Here is a 17878-nt window from a genome sequence, read left to right as displayed (position 1 = left end):
CCCGTCTCGGGGGCCGCCACTCCTCCTCCCCATGGCGTCGAGCCTAGGCCCGTCCCGGTCACCGGTCCAGCCGTCACGCGGCGGCCTGTGGACGAACGGACGGTTGTGGAAAACCACCGGCCGGGAACGGCCGCACCGGCGCCTCCCGGTGCGGCCGGTCAGACCCGCAACACCTTGATCCCCGCGGCGGTGAACTCGGCCGCCTTGTCCGCCGACACCGTCGTGTCCGTGATCAACGTGTGCACCCGCTCGATCGGGCAGATCCGCGCGAACGCGTGCCCGCCCAGTTTCGAACCGTCCGCGATGATGACGACCTTGCGGGCACGCGCCGCCATCAACTGGTTGATCGCGGCCTCACCCTCGTGGTGCGCGGTCGCACCCAACTTCACGTCCACCGCGTCCACGCCCAGGAACACCATGTCCAGCGTGATCTCCCGCAGGATCGGCGCGGCCAACGGCCCGATCAGCTCATACGACTGCGGCCGCACCACACCCCCCACCACCACGACCTTGATGTGCGGCCGCACGATCATCTCGTTGGCGATGTTCAACGCGTTCGTCACGATCGTCAACGGAGTCGTCCCCGACGTCGCCACCAGGTCGGTCCGCATCGCCAGGGCCCGCGCCACCTCGGTGATGGTGGTCCCGCCGTTGAGACCCACGACCATCCCCGACGCCACCAGTCCCGCTGCCGCCGCGCCGATCCGGTGCTTCTCCTCGACCCGCTTCGCGGTCTTGTACCGCAGCGGAAGGTCGTAGGAGACGCCACCGGCGACCGCGCCGCCCCGGGTCCGGGTGATCATCTGCTGCTGCGACAACTGGTCGAAGTCCCGGCGGATCGTCGCCTGCGAGACGTGCAGTTGCTCGGCGGCCTCCTCCACGGTGATACGTCCGGCTGAGGCCAAGATCTCGAGCAGCGTGTTCCACCGGGCGTAACGGTCCATCGTTCCTCCTGAAGACCACACCCGGAAGACACCAGGTGACGTTCATGTGTGCACAATAATGCGCGAAACCCCGCCGCCTCGCCGGTGGGCCTGCGCGAAACAGCGCGGCCGCCGACGACGCGTCAGCGCCACGCCATCGTTGGGAGAGCCATGACATTCGTCGCCGAAGAGATCGCAAGCCAGCCCCGCACCTGGGCGCAAGCCGCTGACCTCGCCGGACACCACGCCGACGCCCTCCCCGCCCCCGGGGAACGCGTCGCGGTCGTCGGGTGCGGCACATCCTGGTTCATGGCCCAGTCCTACGCCGCCCTGCGCGAGGCCGCCGGGCAGGGGGAGACCGACGCCTTCGCCGCCTCCCAGATGCCCGCCGGCCGCCGCTACGACCGTGTCATCGCCATCACCCGCTCCGGCACCACCTCCGAGGTGTGCGAACTCCTGGAGCACCTCGACACCACGACCGTCGCGATCGTCGGAGAACCCGGCACCCCCGCCACCCGCCTCGCCACCCACGGCATCGAGATGCCGTTCGCCGACGAGAAGTCCGTCGTCCAGACCCGGTACGCCACCTCCGCACTCGCGCTACTGCGCGCGCACCTCGGCGAAGACCTCACCGCCGCGATCAAGGACGCCGAGACCGCCGTCGACGCCGAACCGCCGCTGAACCTCGACACCCTCGAACAGGTCACCTTCCTCGGCGACGGCTGGACCGTGGGCCTCGCCCACGAGGCCGGCCTCAAGATGCGCGAAGCCGCCACCTTCTGGACCGAGTCCTACCCCGCCATGGAATACCGGCACGGCCCCATCAGCATCACCGGTCCCGACCGCGCCGCCTGGATGTTCGGGCCCGCACCCGAAGGACTCGAAGCCCAGGTCACCGCGACCGGCGGCCGCTTCATCACCGGCGACCTCGACCCGATGGCCGAACTCGTCCGGGCGCAACGCCTCGCCGTCGCCATGGCCGAACACCGCGGCCTCGACCCCGACAGCCCCCGCCACCTGACCCGATCGGTGATCCTGCCGTGACCGGACAGGACACCGTCATCGCGCTCGACGTCGGCGGCACGTCGATGAAGTGCGCACTCGTCGGCATGGGCGGCACCGTCCTCCACAGCCACCGCGCCCCCACCGGACGGGAACGCGGGCCACAGGCCGTCATCGACACCATCCTCGACACCGCCGCCGAACTCGCCGCCACCCCCGGCCACCGGCCCCGCGCCGTCGGACTCGCCGTCCCCGGCGTCATCGACGCCGCCCGCGGCGTCGCCGTCTACGCCGCCAACCTCGGCTGGCGGGACGTACCGTTCCGCGACCTCATGGAGACCCGGCTCGGCCTCCCCACCGGTCTCGGCCACGACGTACGCGCCGGCGGACTCGCCGAGGCCAGGCTCGGCGGCGGACGAGGCAGCGACCAACTCCTGTTCGTCGCCATCGGCACCGGCATCGCCGGAGCCCACATCATCGCCGGGACCCCACTCACCGGAGCCCACGGCGCCGCCTGTGAACTCGGGCACGTCGTGGTCCGGCCCGACGGCCCCGTCTGCGGCTGCGGCCAACGCGGCTGCGTCGAGGCCATGGCCTCCGCCGTGTCCTTCGAACGCCGCTACCGGGAGGCCACCGGGAACCCGCTGCCCGCCGCGCGGATCATCGCCGCCGTCCCCACCGACCCGGTCGCCGCCCGCGTCTGGCAGGAGACCGTGGAAGTCCTCGCCGACGGCCTCCTCGTCGGAATCGCCACACTCGACCCCGACACCGTCGTACTCGGCGGCGGACTCGCCGAAGCCGGCGACCTCCTACTGGAACCCCTGTCGGCCGCGGTGGCGGCACGCGCCACCTTCCACACCGTGCCTAGGCTGGTGCGGGCCGAACTCGGCGACGAGGCCGGATGCATCGGCGCCGCACTACTCGGGCTGGAACGGCTGTCACAGGGCGACGACTGACGTCACCGCCGACGAGCCGTCACACGGGACTCACTCGAAAGGGTCGGACATGCAGATGCCGAAGAACGCCAGGGTCGTCACACCGGACCTGGTCGTCAACGGAACCGTCGAGATCCACGGCGACCGCATCGGCGCCATCACCGAGGCCACCGGCGAACCGGACGGCTGGATCCTGCCGGGATTCGTCGACGTCCACTGCCACGGCGGCGACGGCGCCTCCTACACCGTCGGCGACGCCGACCAGGCCCGCAAGGCCGCCGCGTTCCACCTCCGCCACGGCACCACCACGACCCTCGCGTCACTGGTGTCGTCACCGTTCGACCTCATGCTGTCGGCCACGAAGGCGTTCCGGCCGCTCGTCGAGGAGGGCGTCATCGCCGGCATCCACTTCGAGGGCCCGTACCTGGCGGAGAGCCGGTGCGGCGCCCAGAACCCCGCCGCCCTGCGCGACCCCGACATAAAGGAACTCGACCAGCTCATCGAAGCCGGAGCCGGGACGGTCAAGATGATGACCATCGCCCCGGAACGCGCCGGAGCCCTGGAGGCCATCGAATACCTGTCGGTGCAGGGCGTCATCGCCGCGATCGGCCACACCGACGCCAGCTACGAGACCACCATGGACGCGATCGCCGCCGGAGCCAGCGCCGCCACCCACGTCTTCAACGGGATGCGGCCGTTCAACCACCGCGACCCCGGCCCGATCCCCGCACTCATCGACGACCCTCGCGTGGTGTGCGAGTTCATAGCCGACCCCGTGCACCTCCACATGGGAACCCTCGCGTTCGCCCTGCACGCGTCCTGCGCGCCCTGGGCCGTCCTCGTCACCGACGCCATGTCCGCCACCGGCATGCCCGAAGGCGAGTACGAACTCGGCGGACTCACCGTCCAGGTCAGCGACGGCGCCGCCCGTCTCACCAACGGTTCCATCGCCGGCTCCACCATCACCATGGACGACGGATTCCGCAACGCCGTCACCCTCGCCGGGCTGGAGGTACCCGCGGCGTCACAGATGGCCTCCGGCACCCCCGCCGAACTCCTCGGACTCGACGACGTGGGCCAGATCAGCCCCGGAATGCGCGCCGACCTGCTCGTCTACTCCGAAGACCTCCGGTTGCAGGCCGTCATGCGCGCCGGCGAATGGGTCGACCGGTGATACTCACCGTCGCCCTCAACGCCGCACTCGACGTCACATACCGGCTCGACCGGCCCGTCACACCCCACGCGACACACCGCGTGACCGACGTCACACACGCGGCCGGCGGCAAGGCGCTCAACACCGCGAGGATCCTGCACACCCTCCGCGAACCCGTGATCGCGACCGGCTTGCTGGGCGGCCACACCGGTGAACGTGTCGCCGCGCTCCTCCCGGCCGGGCTCCGGCACTCCTTCACGAAGGTCGCCGCCGAATCCCGGCGGGCGGTGGTCGTCGCCGACCCCGACGACGCCACCGGCTTCTGGGAACCCGGGCCACACGTGACCCGCGACGAGTGGCGCCGCTTCCTGGACAGGTACACCGCACTGGCGAAACCGAGCCGTGTCGTGGTGCTGTCGGGTTCGTTGCCACCCGGACTCCCCGTCGACACCTACGCGACACTCGTCCACGCCGCACGCCGCGCGGGCGCGTACACCATACTGGACTGCGACGGTCCTTCACTGCACGCCGCCCTACCGGAACGACCCGACCTGGTCAAACCCAACGCGACAGAATTGGCCGAGGCCATGCCGCACCTGGACACCACCGGCACCTCCGGAACCCGGGAGGCCGCCGAGGCGCTGCGCGCCGCCGGAGCCGGAGCGGTCGTCGCGTCCCGCGGCCCCGCCGGCCTCGTCGCCGTCACCGGCGACGGCCACTGGCGCGCCACTCCCGCCCGACCCGAGACCGGCAACCCCACCGGAGCCGGAGACGCCAGCGTCGCCGGTCTCGCCCACGGCGTCGCCCACCGCCTCCCGTGGCCGCGGCGACTGCGCGGCGCGGCCGCGTTGTCGGCGGCGTCGGTGCGGGCGCCGATCGCCGGCCGGGTCGACGTCCGTGACTACCTGCGGTTGCGCAGCACCATCCACGTAGAGGAGCTATGACATGCCACTGACCGGAACCGGTGAACTCGTCGAAACCGCCGAAGGCACCGGCATCGGCGCGTTCAACGTGATCACCGTGGAACACGCCGAGGCGATCGTGGCCGGAGCCGAACGCGCCGCACGCCCCGTCATACTCCAGATCAGCCAGAACGCCGTCAAGTTCCACCATGGACGCCTGGCGCCGATCGCCGCCGCGACCCGCGCCGTCGCCGAGACCGCCGACGTCCCGGTCGCGCTACACCTCGACCACGTCACCGACGCCGCGTTGTGGGAGGTCGCGCCGCAACACGGTTTCGGTTCCGTCATGATCGACGCCTCCAAACTCCCGTACGCCGACAACGTCGCCGAGACGTCGAGGGCCGTCGAATTCCTCAACAGCCGCGGACTGTGGGTGGAGAGCGAACTCGGCCAGGTCGGCGGTAAAGAGGGCGAGGCCGCCCTGTCCGCGCACGCCCCCGGCGCCCGCACTGACCCCGACGAGGCCGCCGCGTACGTGTTCGAGACCGGTGTCGACGCGCTCGCGGTCGCCGTCGGGTCGTCACACGCCATGACCAGCCGCGACGCCAGCCTCGACCACGAGCTGATCGAGCGGATCCGCGCCGCCGTGACGGTGCCGCTGGTGCTGCACGGGTCGTCCGGCGTGCCCGACGAGGAACTCGCCGAGGCCGTCAAGGGCGGAATGGTGAAGATCAACATCGGGACGGCGTTGAACGTCGCGTACACGGCCGCGGTGCGGGAACACCTCGACGCCCACCCCGACAACGTGGACCCGCGCAAGTACCTGACGGCGGCCCGAGACGCCATGACCGACACCGTCGCGCACTTCCTGAAGGTCCTGTCGGGGAACCCGCAGGGGTGAACCGCCGCGGGTGTGAGGGGGCGGGCCGGCCGTCTCCACACCGCTCCGTTCGCGGGGGCCGCCACTCCTCCTCCCCATGGCGTCGAGCCTAGGGCCGGTGTCGCGGTCGTGTCCAGGCTCGTTCTTCCCGGTTGTGGAAAACCGCCCGGTTGTGGACAACGCCGGCGGTCGGAACGGGTTGCCCCGGGCGGGTAGCCTGCCTTTCGCCGTCACGTGTACCGGGAGACGAAGTGACCGATCACCTTGCCGAGATGCGCGACAAGATCGCCCGCCTGCGCGCACTGGACGCCGAAGCCGAACTGGAGCGCCGCTGGGACGAGGACGACGACTACGCCGAGCGGTACAACGAGTCGAGGCTGGCACTGTACGACCCCGTCACGTCCCTCGACGGAGTCCCGGCGGGCCTGGCCGGGTTCTACGCGCTCACCGACGGCGCTCGGTTCGGGGACGTCGACATCCGGGCGTACCGCGACGTCCGGCCGCAGGTGGCGGTCGACTACCTCGGTGAGCCCGTCGACGACGGCGACCGGCTCCAGATCGGTGACCTGCCGCAGGACATGTTGATGTGGGACCGTAAGACGGAACACGTGATCGTCTACTTCGACCTGTACTTCAAGTACCGTTGGGACAGCGGCATCCTGGTCGAGGTCGCCGACATGGCGGAGTTCGTGAACACGGTGGCGCTCGGCGACCGGTACCGGGAGATACGCGGCCCCCTCGACAAACAGTCGTCACCGTGGTGGGAGGAAGACCCCTGGTACCGCTACCTGCGGGAGACCGGTATGGCCACGGCCTGAGCCACTCACGTCAGGTTCCCGACACACACTGTCGCCGGGCCGAGGTTCTCAATAGACTGAGACGCCATCCACGGGCGAATCGGAGCACGACGTGAACGACGAAGTCGTCAAGGACGCCTCAACCCTCGAGGCGGCACGCGAGCACGCGTCCAAGGCCGCCGACCATGTGCATAAGGCCGGACAAGCCCCCGCCAAGGGCGGTGAACCGAAACTCCCCGGCTGGCAGTTGACCGCGGCGTTGGCCGAGGCGGAGGCTGCCTGGGAGAAACGGGCCAAGACCGAACACGATCAGTGGGGGAAGTTCGCCGACGGTATACAAGCGACCGACACCGCGTTGACGAACACCGACGAGTCCACCGCGACCATGGTCGACTCGGTCGGGTCATAACCGCGGACGCCGCGTGATGATCGTCGGTTCGTGACCGATCAACGCCGGGAGTGGTGATGGAATACAGCCAACTGCGAGACGCCGACCCGAGTTCGCTGACATCGGTGGCGGCCGCGTGGCGCAAAGCGGGGAGTCATCTGAACGATGCGGGTGACGGAGGTCAGAAGGCCTTGGATCTCATCGATTCACCGGGCTGGAAGGGTACTGCCGCCGAGAACGCCGTATCCGATGCGAAGCGGCGTGTCGGCACCGTCTCCGGCGGAAGTACCCAGGCCGGTGTCATCGCCAAGATCCTCAGCGAGGCCGTGGATCAGATCGCGGCGGCGAAGGCGCGGCTCGAAAGCGCCGTCGCGCAAGCCGAGGCCGACGAGAATCTGAGCATCTCCGGCACCGGACGGGTCACGGTCGATCACCCCGCCGAGTGGCTGACGCTACTGCCCGGCGTGTATGAGATGTTCGTAGCCGGCCCCAAGGCGAAGGCCGCCCGACTGAACCGGCAGATCAGCGAGGCGCTGGCGGCGGCTGAGCGGATCGACACCACCTTGGCGGCCGCGGTGCGAAACGACACGAAGGTCGAATGGAACGATTCGGAGTTCAATCGGCTCTCCCGGTACATCCTTACCGAGATGCGGTTGAACCCGACGAGTGTGACGGGCCAGTTCATCAAAGCCATGGACACGATGGCCGACATCTCCCTCGGGATGCTCGGATTCTCCCTGTCGACTCCTCTCCCGCACGTCAAGGCAGGGATCGCGGGCATCACGGCGTTCTTTTCGGGTGCGAAGTACGGAGCCTTCGCACACATCGTATGGCCGGGCAACGACTGGGACCATAAGCCGGACATCAAGGAGATCCTGCATGCCGGCAAGGACATCGAGAACACCGACGTGGAGGTTCCCGGTACGGACTACAAGGTGCGCGGTGACATCTGGTCGAACATCCACTTCGGCTATGTCGGCAAGTCACTGGGATTCACGGATGTCGAACTGGAGACAGGCGCCGACCTGGCGGATTACATGACCAACGGCACACCTCAACCTCCCGACCGCCTCGCCGTCCAGCTCGGGATCGACCTCTACGAGAAGTACCCGGATGGGCAACTGACCCAGCAGCAGCTCATGGCCGAGATCAAGGGCAAGCTCGACGAGATCCACCGTTCGGAGCGGCACGGTCCCGACACCGGGGGAAAGACCATGGTCGAGAAGATCCCCGGCCGCTGACCGCCACCACCGCCACACGGCGAGAGAAGACGTCATCGCCGCACGGAGCAGGCGACCGGTCCCTTTCCGCATGTGGTTCTGGGGGGCCGCCACTCCTCCTCCCCATGGCGTCGAGCCTATGACCTCCACCCGGCATCGGTCCAGCCCGGATCCGGGCGCCTGTGGATAACCGGCGGTTGTGGAGAACGCCGGGACGCTGTGGCCGGGTTGTAGGAGCCGGTTCACCGCCGGCACCGATGAACTGATTGACTGCCGTCCATGGAGATGCGCCCCGTGCCCCGCCGTCGTCTCGCCCTCGCCGCCGGCGTCGTCGTGCTGCTCGCGGGATGCACCGCCACCGAATCCGCCGATCCCGAACCCGAATCCGAGGGCGGACTCGCCCTCACGATCGAGACCGCGGAGCCACTATGGACGTATACGCTGCCTGGCGACGCGGGTGTCGCCACCACCGCCCACCGGATCGGTACCGTCACCGCCGTCCACGCGTCGGACGCGATCATCGGACTCGGTGACACCGGGGAGGAACTGTGGCGGTTCGACGAGGCGACCACCTCCGTCGATGTCCTCGACGGGTACCTGATCGCCGACACCGGAGCCACGCACACCGCGATCGCCGCCGACACCGGTGAACCCGCGGCCGACATCGACTCCAGCGGGACCGGCTTCGTGTACGGCGGCGTCGCCGTGATCCCCACCGCCGACGGGGTCGCCGGCTGGCACCCCGACACCGGCACGGTCTGGCAGGCCAACCTCCCGGACTCCGCCCTGGTCCCTTGGGCTGGTCACCGCACCGGGCGCTGGTCACAGGCCGACCAGAACCTCGCCGGCGCGTCCGGCCGCGTCCTCGTCTCCTACACGGAAGCCGGTGAGTCGATGCTCGCGGCGATCGACCCGCGGACCGGCGACGTCACCGGAACACACCCCGCCCCCGCCGGGAACCTCTGGCAGGTGTCGGCGGACGGCTACGTGACCTGGTCCGCCGACATCGACACGGTTCAGTGCGCCACGGAACTCGCCGGGCACGACATCGACACCGGTGAGACCGTCTGGGGTGTGCAACTGTCGCTGTTCGCCTATGCCGGGCACGACATGGTGTGTCCGGAGACGGTCGACGCCGAACCGGTCCTGTCCGGCGGGCGGCTGCTGGGCGGCCATGTCGACCAGCAGGGCGTCATGATCGACGCGGGCAACGGCGAGGCGACCCGGGTCCCGCCGGGCGGGTTGCCGGTGGCGTTCGCCGACGGAGTCGTCGTCACCCGCAGCGACGACGGACTCGGTCCCGCCACCGCCCTCCACGACGCCGAAACATTGTGGACACTGGAGCTGCCCGTCATCGAGGCCCCGGACGCGATGGCGGCCGGATACGGGTGCTTCGCCGCGACCCACGCCCACATCGACGACCACACCGGACATGACCACGACGGCCCGGAACCCGAAGCCGAGACGGTCTTCGCCGGACTCGACGCCGACGGCCCGGCCCTACTCGCCGACGGCCGCCTCATCGACCTCAACGCCGAAGCCCTCGTCACCGCAACCAGCACCGAAGTCCACGCCTACGCGCTCCCGTAACGGACGGCACCGTGCGGCCGTCCACGTGAAGATCGTCCACCTGACGGACCCGAACCGGCCGCGCGACAGACGCCGTATCGGCGCATCGCGGACACGATTGCCGAATGACCACGCCCCGACACATCCTCGCGATCCTCGGTTGCGGCCTCGCCGCCGCCGCAATCACGGTCAAGCAGACACTTCCGTCGCTGCCACCGGAGTCCGACTACACGATCGGATACGCCCCCTGGTGGATCGGCCTGGCAGGCGCCGCCCTCGGCGCCCTGACGACACTGAGGCTGACACGGGTCACGCCCGCGACACGGCCGGCCGGAGCGGCCCCGTCGCGCGTGCCGGTCGTCGCGGCATGGGCGGCCGCGACACTGCTGCTGTGGTCGTCGGCCGGGGTCGTCCTCGACGGCTTCCGTTCCTTCTTCGCCCTCACCGGCATTCCCGCCGGTGACTTCGCCGTCGTCGACTGGCCCGGGTACGCCGCCAGGTTCCTCAGCCTCGTCGCGTGCGGCGCGGTACTGTCCGTCGTCGTGCGCCACTCGCGGGGGACCCGCGGCGGCTGCGCCGAGTGCGGCACGGTACCCGCCGACCGTGCGAGCCGACGGGTCCCCGGGCTCGTCACGATCGGCGCGCTGTGGCCGTACCCCCTGCTCAAGGCGTACTGGTGGCTGGGCGGCACGGTGGCGAGGCCCACCGGATTCGACGAGGGACCACCCACCGGGGAACTGCTCGCGGTGACCGCCGCGACCCTGCTGTGCCTGACGATGATCCGGCCGTGGTGGCGGCGGACGCCGGTATGGAGAACGACCCTGGGCGCCGGATGGGCGGCGTCCGCGGCCCTGACGTCCATGGGTGCGCTGTCGGTGTTCGGTACCGTGTCCCAACTGCTCGGGCTGACGGACGGCCCCGTCGACTTCGACTCGAGGACCGGCGTCGTCATGGTGAGCGCCGTTTACGGTGGCTGGCTGGCGGCGGGCAGCGGCTTCGTGGTCCTGACGTGGCGTTTCCAATGCGCGACCCGACCCGCCTGTGCCACCTGCACACCGTGACCGCCTACGCTGCCCGCATGTGGCGGGTTCTGCGGCGGTCGGCTCCGGATACGCTGCTCGGCGCCCCTGTGGCGGCGCTGTCGATCGTCATGGTTCTCCTCGCGATGCCGACCGGGAAGGCGGTCGGTGTGAGCACCGGCATCGTCGTCGCCCACCTCGCCTTGGCGGTCCGCCGTCGCGCCCCGCTGTCGTCGTTCGGGCTCGTCTGCGCCGGTTTCACCGTTCAGGTCGTGATGACGGGACTGTTCCTGACTGTCCCGTCGGCCGCGGTGTTCCCCGTCGCGTTGTACTCGGTGACCGCCCGGGGTGGGCGTGCGGGACCGTGGGTGGCCGCCGTGGCGGGACCGGCGGGTGCCGGGGTGGCGACGTGGCGGTTCGTCAACGACAGCGGTGTCGTTGCGGCCGAACTGCGGCCACACCCGGTGCTGGTCTTCGTGACCCTGACGGCGGTGTGCGCCGTGGGCGTGAGCCTGGGCTTGTACCGGCGAACCCAGGCGGCGTACGTGGCGGTGCTGGAGGAACGGGCCCGGGACGCCGAAGCCCGCAGGGCCGGACAGGCCGCCGAGGCGGTGCGGCGGGAGCGACAACGTATCGCCCGGGAGATGCACGACATCGTCTCGCATTCGCTGGCGGTCGTCGTCGGCCAGGCCAAGGGGGGCCGGTACGTGTTGGACGACCCCGTCAGGGTGGGCGGCGTACTGTCCACCATCGAGGACACCGGAAGGCAGGCGCTAACGGACATGCGGGGTCTGCTGGGGGTGTTGCGGCCCGACACCGACGACCCGGGGTCCCCTCTGGGCCCGCAGCCGGGCCTGCGGGAACTGCCGGAACTGCTGCGGCGGACCCGGGACGCGGGGCTGACCGTCGGCGAGCACCACGTCGGTACCACTAGACGGTTGAGTCCGGCCGCCGAGCTCGCGGTGTACCGGCTGGTGCAGGAGGCGTTGACGAATGCCGTGAAACACGGTGGACCCGAGCCCGGTGTGACACTGGAACTCCGTTGGGAGGCGGCCGGACTCCGGGTGCGAGTCGCGAACACCTCGATCGCCACGGGACCGCGTCGCACGGGACCGGGCCACGGACTCACCGGAATGCGGGAGAGGGTCGCGGCGGTGGGCGGTTCCGTCACGGCGGGACCGGACGGTGCCGGATTCACCGTGACGGCGCGCGTGCCGTACCAGCGGCGGCCCGATGGAGAGGGTGACTCGTGACCGTCAGGGTGTTCGTCGTCGACGACCAGGAACTGGTGCGCACCGGTTGCGTCATGGTGGTCGACTCACAACCGGACATGGTCGTGGTGGGGGAGGCGGGTGACGGCGCCGAGGCGCTGGAACGGCTGGCCGTCACAGGAACGGACGTGGTCTTGATGGATGTGCGGATGCCGCGTATGGACGGGATCGAGGCGACGTCCCGGCTCATGGCGCGTCCCGATCCGCCCCGTGTGATCGCGTTGACGACCTTCGACCTGGACGAGTACGCGTTCGCCGCGATCCGGGCCGGGGCCGCGGGGTTCCTCCTGAAGGACGCTCCCGCGGCCGACACCCTCGCCGCGATTCGCACCGTACACCGAGGTGACGCGGTGATAGCGCCCTCCACGACCCGTCGACTCATCGAGCACATAGGACCGGACTTGGGGCCGCCGGATCCGGGTGTGGACCCGGCGGCCCGTCTCACACCGCGCGAACGGGACGTGTTGTTGGAGATGGCCCGAGGCGCGGGCAACGCCGAGATCGCGAGGCGGATGTTCGTGTCGGAGGGGACGGTCAAGACCCACGTGGCGCGGGTATTGGCGAAACTCGGACTGCGGGACCGGATACAGGTGGTCATCTGGGCGTACGAGAACCGGTTGATACGGCCCGGGCGACCGTCATCGAGTCGTCCCGGAGTCGACCGGGGCCGATGAGGTGTATCGTCGCGCGATGCCGCGCGTCTGGTACGTCTCCTACGGTTCCAACCTCAACGCCACCCGGTTCGCCTGTTACCTGCGCGGCGGCACACCCGACGGCGGAACCCGGCGGTACCCCGGGTGCCGGGACACCACGCTCCCGGCGGAGAGTCGTCCACTGTGGCTCGACGGCGGCGTCTACTTCGCCGGGCACTCGCCGACCTGGTCGGGGGGAATGGCGTTCTACGACCCGGACACGCCGGGGCCGTCTCCCGCTCGGGGACACCTGATCACGGTCGAACAGTTCGCCGACGTGTGCGCGCAGGAGATGCGCCGAGACCCCGGAACCACCGACATCGACCTGGCCGTGTTGTGCCGGAACGGCCGACTCGCGCTCGGTCCCGGCCGCTACGAGACGCTACTCCACCTGGGGAGCCTCGACGGCACACCCATGGTCACGTTCACCGCGCCCGCCCCGGTCCGTCCGCTGAACCGGCCTTCCCCCGCGTACCTGGCGACCATCGCCGCCGGACTGCGGGAGACGTTCGGCTGGACGGCGACGCAGGCGGCCGCGCATCTCGCCGGCCTGGTGGAGAGGTCAGCGGTAGTGCCTGCCGCGTCCGGCGAATAGCCCGAAACCGCAGGCGATCACCGAGGCCACCACCTCGACCGGCCCCGCCGGCTCGGGTCTACGCCGGTGTCGGCCCACCCGGGGGTGCACGATGGTGCAACCCGATCGGGGACAGTCCGACCGTGGTGTGTGCGGCGAAGGCGGTGACAGGTCGACGGCGCGACGGGCCGAACCATGCTGTACACACAACGCCGCGGCCGCCACGGTCAGTGTCACCACCGTGGCGATGAGTGCCACGATGAGTGCATAGGGTAGCGTCACGGATTGCATTGATTCGCCTTTCCGAATCGGTTGCCCGGTTGCCGCCCCGCGTGACCGCGAAATCACTCTGCGGGGCGGCAACCGGATCCGGGGAGGGTCAAGGTCTGCTGCGGGCCCGGTAGATGATTCCGGGGATCGCACTGGTTCCGGCGATCACCCAGATCGTGTCGGGCTCCTTGTCGGCGGGAACGTCGTAGCGGCGGAACCCGGCCCCGATCAACGTCAGATTCGCGGTGTGCCAACCACACGCGGCCGGGTCGCACACGCAACTGGTGACCTCGTTCGCCGGGGCGACCATCGGGTGATCGCAGGCGAGACTGCGCAGTACGCCGTCGTTGAGCAGACGGACCCCGAGCGCGCGATCCGTCGGATGCACCGTCAACGGCCGGCGGTCACGGTCGTTCAGCACGGTCACCGCCGTGGAAGTCGTATCGGCGCAACGCATCGGCCACCGAATCGACCGACTGCCCGTACAACCGCCACCGGGCGTGCGGTTCGGTCTCGCAGCGCAGTTCGGTGTCGGCGGCGGCCAGCAGGTCGCCGAGCCGGCCGTGCCCCGCGACGATCAGGTCGTGTGCCCGCCGGGCTGCCACCTCAAAGGACAGACCGCGTCGCAGTGGCAGCCACACGATGTAACGCTCACGCAGTGCCCGCGCGACCATCCGATCTCGCGGATCCCGCTCTGTTCCGGACACGCCGAACACCCCCTCTCGCGCAACCACCCCGCCCACTCCCCAGTGGCCTGTCATCGAATGGCTACAATACGAACTGTAGCATAGTGAAATACACTATGCAATACCGAGTCCTGTGTGTCTACGGACCGTCGATCTGTAACGCAGGAGAGGAGCGAAGCGAATGACCTCAATGGAGCAAAGCCCGACGATCAGGCGCCGTCAACTGGGCGTGGAACTTCGTCGGCTACGTGAAGAGGCCGGCATGACCGGCCCACAACTCGCCGCGCGTATGGAGTGGGACCCGGGGAAGGTCTACCGTCTTGAGGGAGGACGACAAGGAATCAAGCCCAGGGAACTTCGGGAACTGCTCAGGGAACTCGGAGTCACGGCGGACGGCGAAGTCAGTCATTACGCCGCCATGGCGCGGGACGGCAAGAAGCCCGGGTGGTGGTCGGTGTACGGCCAAGTCTCCAAAACGTACGACACATATATAGGCATCGAAACCAGTGCCAACGAGATCCGGTGTTGGGAGCCACTGCTGGTCAATGGATTGCTGCAGACGGAGGCATACGCGCGAGCCGTCATCCGAGGCACGGCGCCAGACCTTCCTACCGCAGAGGTAGAGCGTCAGATCCAACTACGTCTCGCGCGACAAGAGAGGTTGGCGGATGTCAGGCTTTGGATGGTGATCGACGAAAGCATCCTGCATCGGATCGTCGGCGGAGCCGAAGTGATGAAAGAGCAACTCTCACTACTCGTCAACCCTCCCTATCGACAGGTCAGCCTCCAAGTCATGCCCTTCGCCGAAGGCGCCCACCCGGGGACTCGTGGCGGCTTCACAATCCTCACCCTCGCAGACGGCACCGCTACGTACGTCGAAACCCCGGCGGGCGAAATCTATCCAGAGGGTCAGTACGCCGATGCCTGTAATGTGGCGTTCGGCCAATTGCTCGCACGGGCTCTATCACCAGACCGGAGCCGACACCTCATCGAGCGTGCGTTGAGCGACTACTAGAAGAACTCGGCGGTGCCCAATGACCCCTCCTTCGACCGTACCCATTCGGTGGCGAAAGTCCAGCAGAAGCAATGCCAACACCGCCTGTGTCGAAGTGGCGCGTCACGCCACGGGCTTTCTCGTTCGAGATTCCAAGCAAGCTCCGATCGAGAATCCCAGTGTGCTTGCCGCTTCCGAGTGCGACTGGCGGGCACTACTGACCACGATCTGCCTTGGCCAAGGGGCTGAGTAACTGGCTGCCTTTTCTCACCACTGGTAGAGCCGCAGTACGCGATTGGTGGACTGAGTGAGGATGGAGACGCCTTGGACGGACACGAGTGTCTGGTTCTCCAGTGTTGCCGACTCTCCTGTTCTCAGATCCAACACTGTGATTGCCGGCGACTCGCTATCGCCGTGCTCGAATACGAACTTCGTTGCCCCGACTGCCATGGGTGGCCACCCTCGCGTGAAAACGGGTGGGGCTGTGAACGTCCAAAGCTCCTCACCGGTGCCGATGTCGAGGCCGCGGACCTCGTCCGAGTCGCCATCGGGGGTCGCCAGCACGATCACCTCTGCGCCATAGCCGACAGGTAGACCGTCGCCTGCCTGTCCTTGCCAGACCGCTCGGCCGGTGGCCGGATCTGTGAGCGTAGGTCTGCCCTCGGTATCTACGGTGATCAAATGGCCCTGTGAAACCCGAGGACCTACCATGTGACCTGCGCAGGTAGTTGATACGTTCGCGAGCTCCGTAGCACTGTTCAGCAGGCTCAGGTCCCATGCGGTTTCGCCGGTAGCGCCGTCCCATGCCTTCAAGCTGACGACGCATCCGTCGTTGGGCAGTGACCACTCCAGCAATCCATTCGTCCCAACCGGACGCAGCTGTTGTGATTGGGCATAGGAAGTGTCGAATACTGCGGTCTCCGCACCGTCCGCCACGGAGTACCCATGGACTGTCGCATTGTCGGACCCGCCTGCCACGAACACGGTTTCCACGTCGGAGGGTGTCATGCTGTCCGTCCGGATCTGTTGAGTCTGGGTTCGCAGACTCTGCGGGCCGTTAGCCGGTGCCACCAGGATTGGAGTATCCAGCTCCAACGGGGTGCGCCAAAGACTGGTGCCGGATGGCCCGGAGAACGCTTCAAGGCTGCAAGCGCGCTCGTCTTCGATCAAGCAGCTGATGCCCACCACGGAATCTTGGAACATGGCTGCGGATACCAATCGGGAGTCCTCCATCGGCAATCGAAAGATCTCGGAGCCCGATGCGGAGAACCCCACCACGCCGACAGGATGACCCGCGATAGTGACTTGATCTTGGAAAATCCCGACTTCAATGGCACCCGCCAGGATCTCGTCGGTATCGGAGTCCCTATATCGCTCGAAGTCGATCAACTGCCAATCCGTGTCGCCCGAAGCATCACCGAACCAAATTCCTTCGGTCGTCTTTACGACAACTCGATCTTCGATGAAACCCACGAGCGACAACGGGTCGACATCTTCAGGCAGGGATACCTCCCACACCGGAACGGAGCCGGCATCATCGGCACCATCGTCAAATAGGCCGCACCCGGCAAGTGCCAGCGAGAGTATGGCCACGCCTGCGACAACGATTCTGGGTGGTCGGCCATTACACGACATCAGGAAGGTCCGTCCGGGTCGAAGAATTCGGTAGTGGAGTCATATGTCGGTGCACGGCACATCCATGCGAGCGTCAGTTCTGTATGGCCGCCAAGCGGGCGCTATCAGCGAGAAGCCACCGATCAATGGGCCAACAATCCGCTTCATGATCTGCACATGCTGTCCTTATTACTCACTACGGGCGAACCGTTCGCCATCCACCCGCGGAGCATCCTCGAGGTCACCGTTGAGTGCCAGCGCCTGCAGCCACTGCTGTAGCGGAATGAATGGCGCCATTTAAGAACGCCGTAATAGTGCGACACTTCATCAGTCCCGCTTGTGGCAACGGACGTAGAAGCGATTCAAGCTGGAATCAGCTGGATGCCGAAAGTGAACGCGCACTGTTGGCAAGTTCCTCAAGGATGGTCAGGAGATCTTCCTCGGACATATCAATTGGGCGCGACGGATACTGTATTCCCACGGCCACTGCGAAGTTATTGGACAATCCAGCAAAACACGCCGCATACTGTAGCTTCTCGCCGTGTAGCGATTCTGATTCAAAGTACGCATAGGCCGCATCCCACTCTGGATAGAGTTCGGTTACATCTGCACCACATTGCGACGAGGCGATCATGGTGTCGAAGTGAGCTTGCCCATCCTCTACGTCTTGCCCCAACTCGACCCTGAGTTGGATTATTCCATTATCGCCGAGATCACGGCGACAGTTCGAGTAATAATCATCAGTTGTGCTAGATGAGTAATCATCGCTCGCGCTGGACGAGGACACCGAATCGAGCCCTTCCGCAATGGTCCAGTCTATACGGGTGCAAATCTCTTCTACATGTATGTAGAGATCACTCGGCAGGGAAGGGGTCGCCTCGGTTGTTGGATCGTCTCGGGAGGTTGTGCTCGTGCAGCCAGTCGCGCCGAAGATCAGAATAAGGCCGCCAAGAGTGAGCCATTCGAGGGATCGCGCTTTCAACGTCATC

20 protein-coding genes are annotated in these 17878 nt (G+C 67.7%); 15 read left to right on the top strand and 5 right to left on the bottom strand.

The genetic code is table 11. The annotated features are described in order from the left end of the window. Positions 1–158: 158 nt before the first annotated feature. A complete protein-coding gene (locus LX16_RS20305) occupies positions 159–944 on the bottom strand; it encodes a DeoR/GlpR family DNA-binding transcription regulator (protein WP_147141575.1) in 786 nt (261 codons plus the stop codon). A 150-nt stretch (positions 945–1094) separates the two neighbouring features. On the opposite strand from LX16_RS20305, the gene LX16_RS20300 reads away from it, so the two are divergent. From LX16_RS20300 to LX16_RS20240, 13 genes are all read left to right on the top strand, one after another. Continuing rightward, on the top strand, positions 1095–1967 hold the full coding sequence (locus LX16_RS20300; RefSeq protein WP_147141572.1) for an SIS domain-containing protein: 873 nt from the start codon (positions 1095–1097) through the stop codon (positions 1965–1967). Continuing rightward, positions 1964–2881: an ROK family protein gene (locus LX16_RS20295; protein WP_244615914.1), complete on the top strand. Its 918-nt coding sequence runs from the start codon at positions 1964–1966 to the stop codon at positions 2879–2881. Before LX16_RS20300 ends, LX16_RS20295 begins: the two co-directional genes overlap by 4 nt. Positions 2882–2930: 49 nt before the next feature. Continuing rightward, entirely contained in the window at positions 2931–4034 is a 1104-nt protein-coding gene (gene nagA, locus LX16_RS20290; protein WP_147141570.1) for an N-acetylglucosamine-6-phosphate deacetylase, read from the top strand. Then, on the top strand, positions 4031–4957 hold the full coding sequence (locus LX16_RS20285; protein ID WP_244615913.1) for a 1-phosphofructokinase family hexose kinase: 927 nt from the start codon (positions 4031–4033) through the stop codon (positions 4955–4957). Before nagA ends, LX16_RS20285 begins: the two co-directional genes overlap by 4 nt. A 1-nt stretch (position 4958) precedes the next feature. Then, a complete protein-coding gene (locus tag LX16_RS20280) occupies positions 4959–5816 on the top strand; it encodes a class II fructose-bisphosphate aldolase (protein ID WP_147141564.1) in 858 nt (285 codons plus the stop codon). Positions 5817–6046: 230 nt separating this feature from the next. Continuing rightward, complete coding sequence (locus LX16_RS20275; RefSeq protein WP_147141561.1) at positions 6047–6613, top strand: hypothetical protein; 567 nt, start codon at positions 6047–6049, stop codon at positions 6611–6613. 91 nt (positions 6614–6704) lie between these two features. Beyond that, positions 6705–7001: a hypothetical protein gene (locus LX16_RS20270; protein ID WP_147141558.1), complete on the top strand. Its 297-nt coding sequence runs from the start codon at positions 6705–6707 to the stop codon at positions 6999–7001. Between the two features lie 56 nt (positions 7002–7057). Continuing rightward, positions 7058–8221 (top strand): polymorphic toxin type 44 domain-containing protein, encoded by a 1164-nt coding sequence (locus tag LX16_RS20265; protein ID WP_147141556.1) that lies wholly within the window; start codon positions 7058–7060, stop codon positions 8219–8221. A 258-nt stretch (positions 8222–8479) separates the two neighbouring features. After that, positions 8480–9790, top strand: coding sequence for a PQQ-binding-like beta-propeller repeat protein (locus LX16_RS20260; RefSeq protein WP_147141554.1), 1311 nt, complete (start codon positions 8480–8482; stop codon positions 9788–9790). Between the two features lie 104 nt (positions 9791–9894). Next, positions 9895–10830, top strand: a complete 936-nt coding sequence (locus LX16_RS20255; RefSeq protein WP_147141551.1) for a hypothetical protein — start codon at positions 9895–9897, stop codon at positions 10828–10830. 17 nt (positions 10831–10847) lie between these two features. Beyond that, a complete protein-coding gene (locus LX16_RS20250; RefSeq protein ID WP_147141548.1) occupies positions 10848–12041 on the top strand; it encodes a sensor histidine kinase in 1194 nt (397 codons plus the stop codon). Then, a complete protein-coding gene (locus tag LX16_RS20245) occupies positions 12038–12733 on the top strand; it encodes a response regulator transcription factor (protein ID WP_147141544.1) in 696 nt (231 codons plus the stop codon). The genes LX16_RS20250 and LX16_RS20245 overlap by 4 nt, the downstream gene beginning before the upstream one ends. Positions 12734–12749: 16 nt before the next feature. After that, positions 12750–13346 carry a histone deacetylase gene (locus LX16_RS20240; protein WP_147141541.1) on the top strand — a complete coding sequence of 199 codons (597 nt, stop codon included), beginning with the start codon at positions 12750–12752 and terminating at the stop codon, positions 13344–13346. 358 nt (positions 13347–13704) lie between these two features. Here the strand turns inward: LX16_RS20240 and LX16_RS20235 are convergent, their stop codons facing one another. Both LX16_RS20235 and LX16_RS20230 read right to left on the bottom strand, forming a co-directional pair. Continuing rightward, entirely contained in the window at positions 13705–14016 is a 312-nt protein-coding gene (locus tag LX16_RS20235; protein WP_147141538.1) for a hypothetical protein, read from the bottom strand. Next, positions 14000–14302, bottom strand: coding sequence for a hypothetical protein (locus LX16_RS20230; protein WP_147141535.1), 303 nt, complete (start codon positions 14300–14302; stop codon positions 14000–14002). Before LX16_RS20230 ends, LX16_RS20235 begins: the two co-directional genes overlap by 17 nt. A 160-nt stretch (positions 14303–14462) precedes the next feature. Between LX16_RS20230 and LX16_RS20225 the strand changes: the two genes are divergently transcribed. Then, positions 14463–15296, top strand: coding sequence for a helix-turn-helix domain-containing protein (locus LX16_RS20225; protein WP_147141533.1), 834 nt, complete (start codon positions 14463–14465; stop codon positions 15294–15296). 19 nt (positions 15297–15315) lie between these two features. Then, positions 15316–15528: a DUF397 domain-containing protein gene (locus LX16_RS28290; RefSeq protein ID WP_147141530.1), complete on the top strand. Its 213-nt coding sequence runs from the start codon at positions 15316–15318 to the stop codon at positions 15526–15528. Between the two features lie 14 nt (positions 15529–15542). Here LX16_RS28290 and LX16_RS20215 read toward each other — a convergent pair whose 3' ends face one another. Then, positions 15543–16868, bottom strand: a complete 1326-nt coding sequence (locus LX16_RS20215) for an outer membrane protein assembly factor BamB family protein (RefSeq protein WP_158645666.1) — start codon at positions 16866–16868, stop codon at positions 15543–15545. 394 nt (positions 16869–17262) lie between these two features. Then, positions 17263–17877, bottom strand: coding sequence for a hypothetical protein (locus LX16_RS20210; protein ID WP_147141524.1), 615 nt, complete (start codon positions 17875–17877; stop codon positions 17263–17265). Between the last annotated feature and the right edge of the window lies 1 nt (position 17878).

Origin of the sequence: Stackebrandtia albiflava (genome assembly GCF_007994225.1) — a bacterium.
GTDB lineage: Bacteria > Actinomycetota > Actinomycetes > Mycobacteriales > Micromonosporaceae > Stackebrandtia > Stackebrandtia albiflava.
This window is presented reverse-complemented; position numbering and strand designations above follow the sequence as displayed.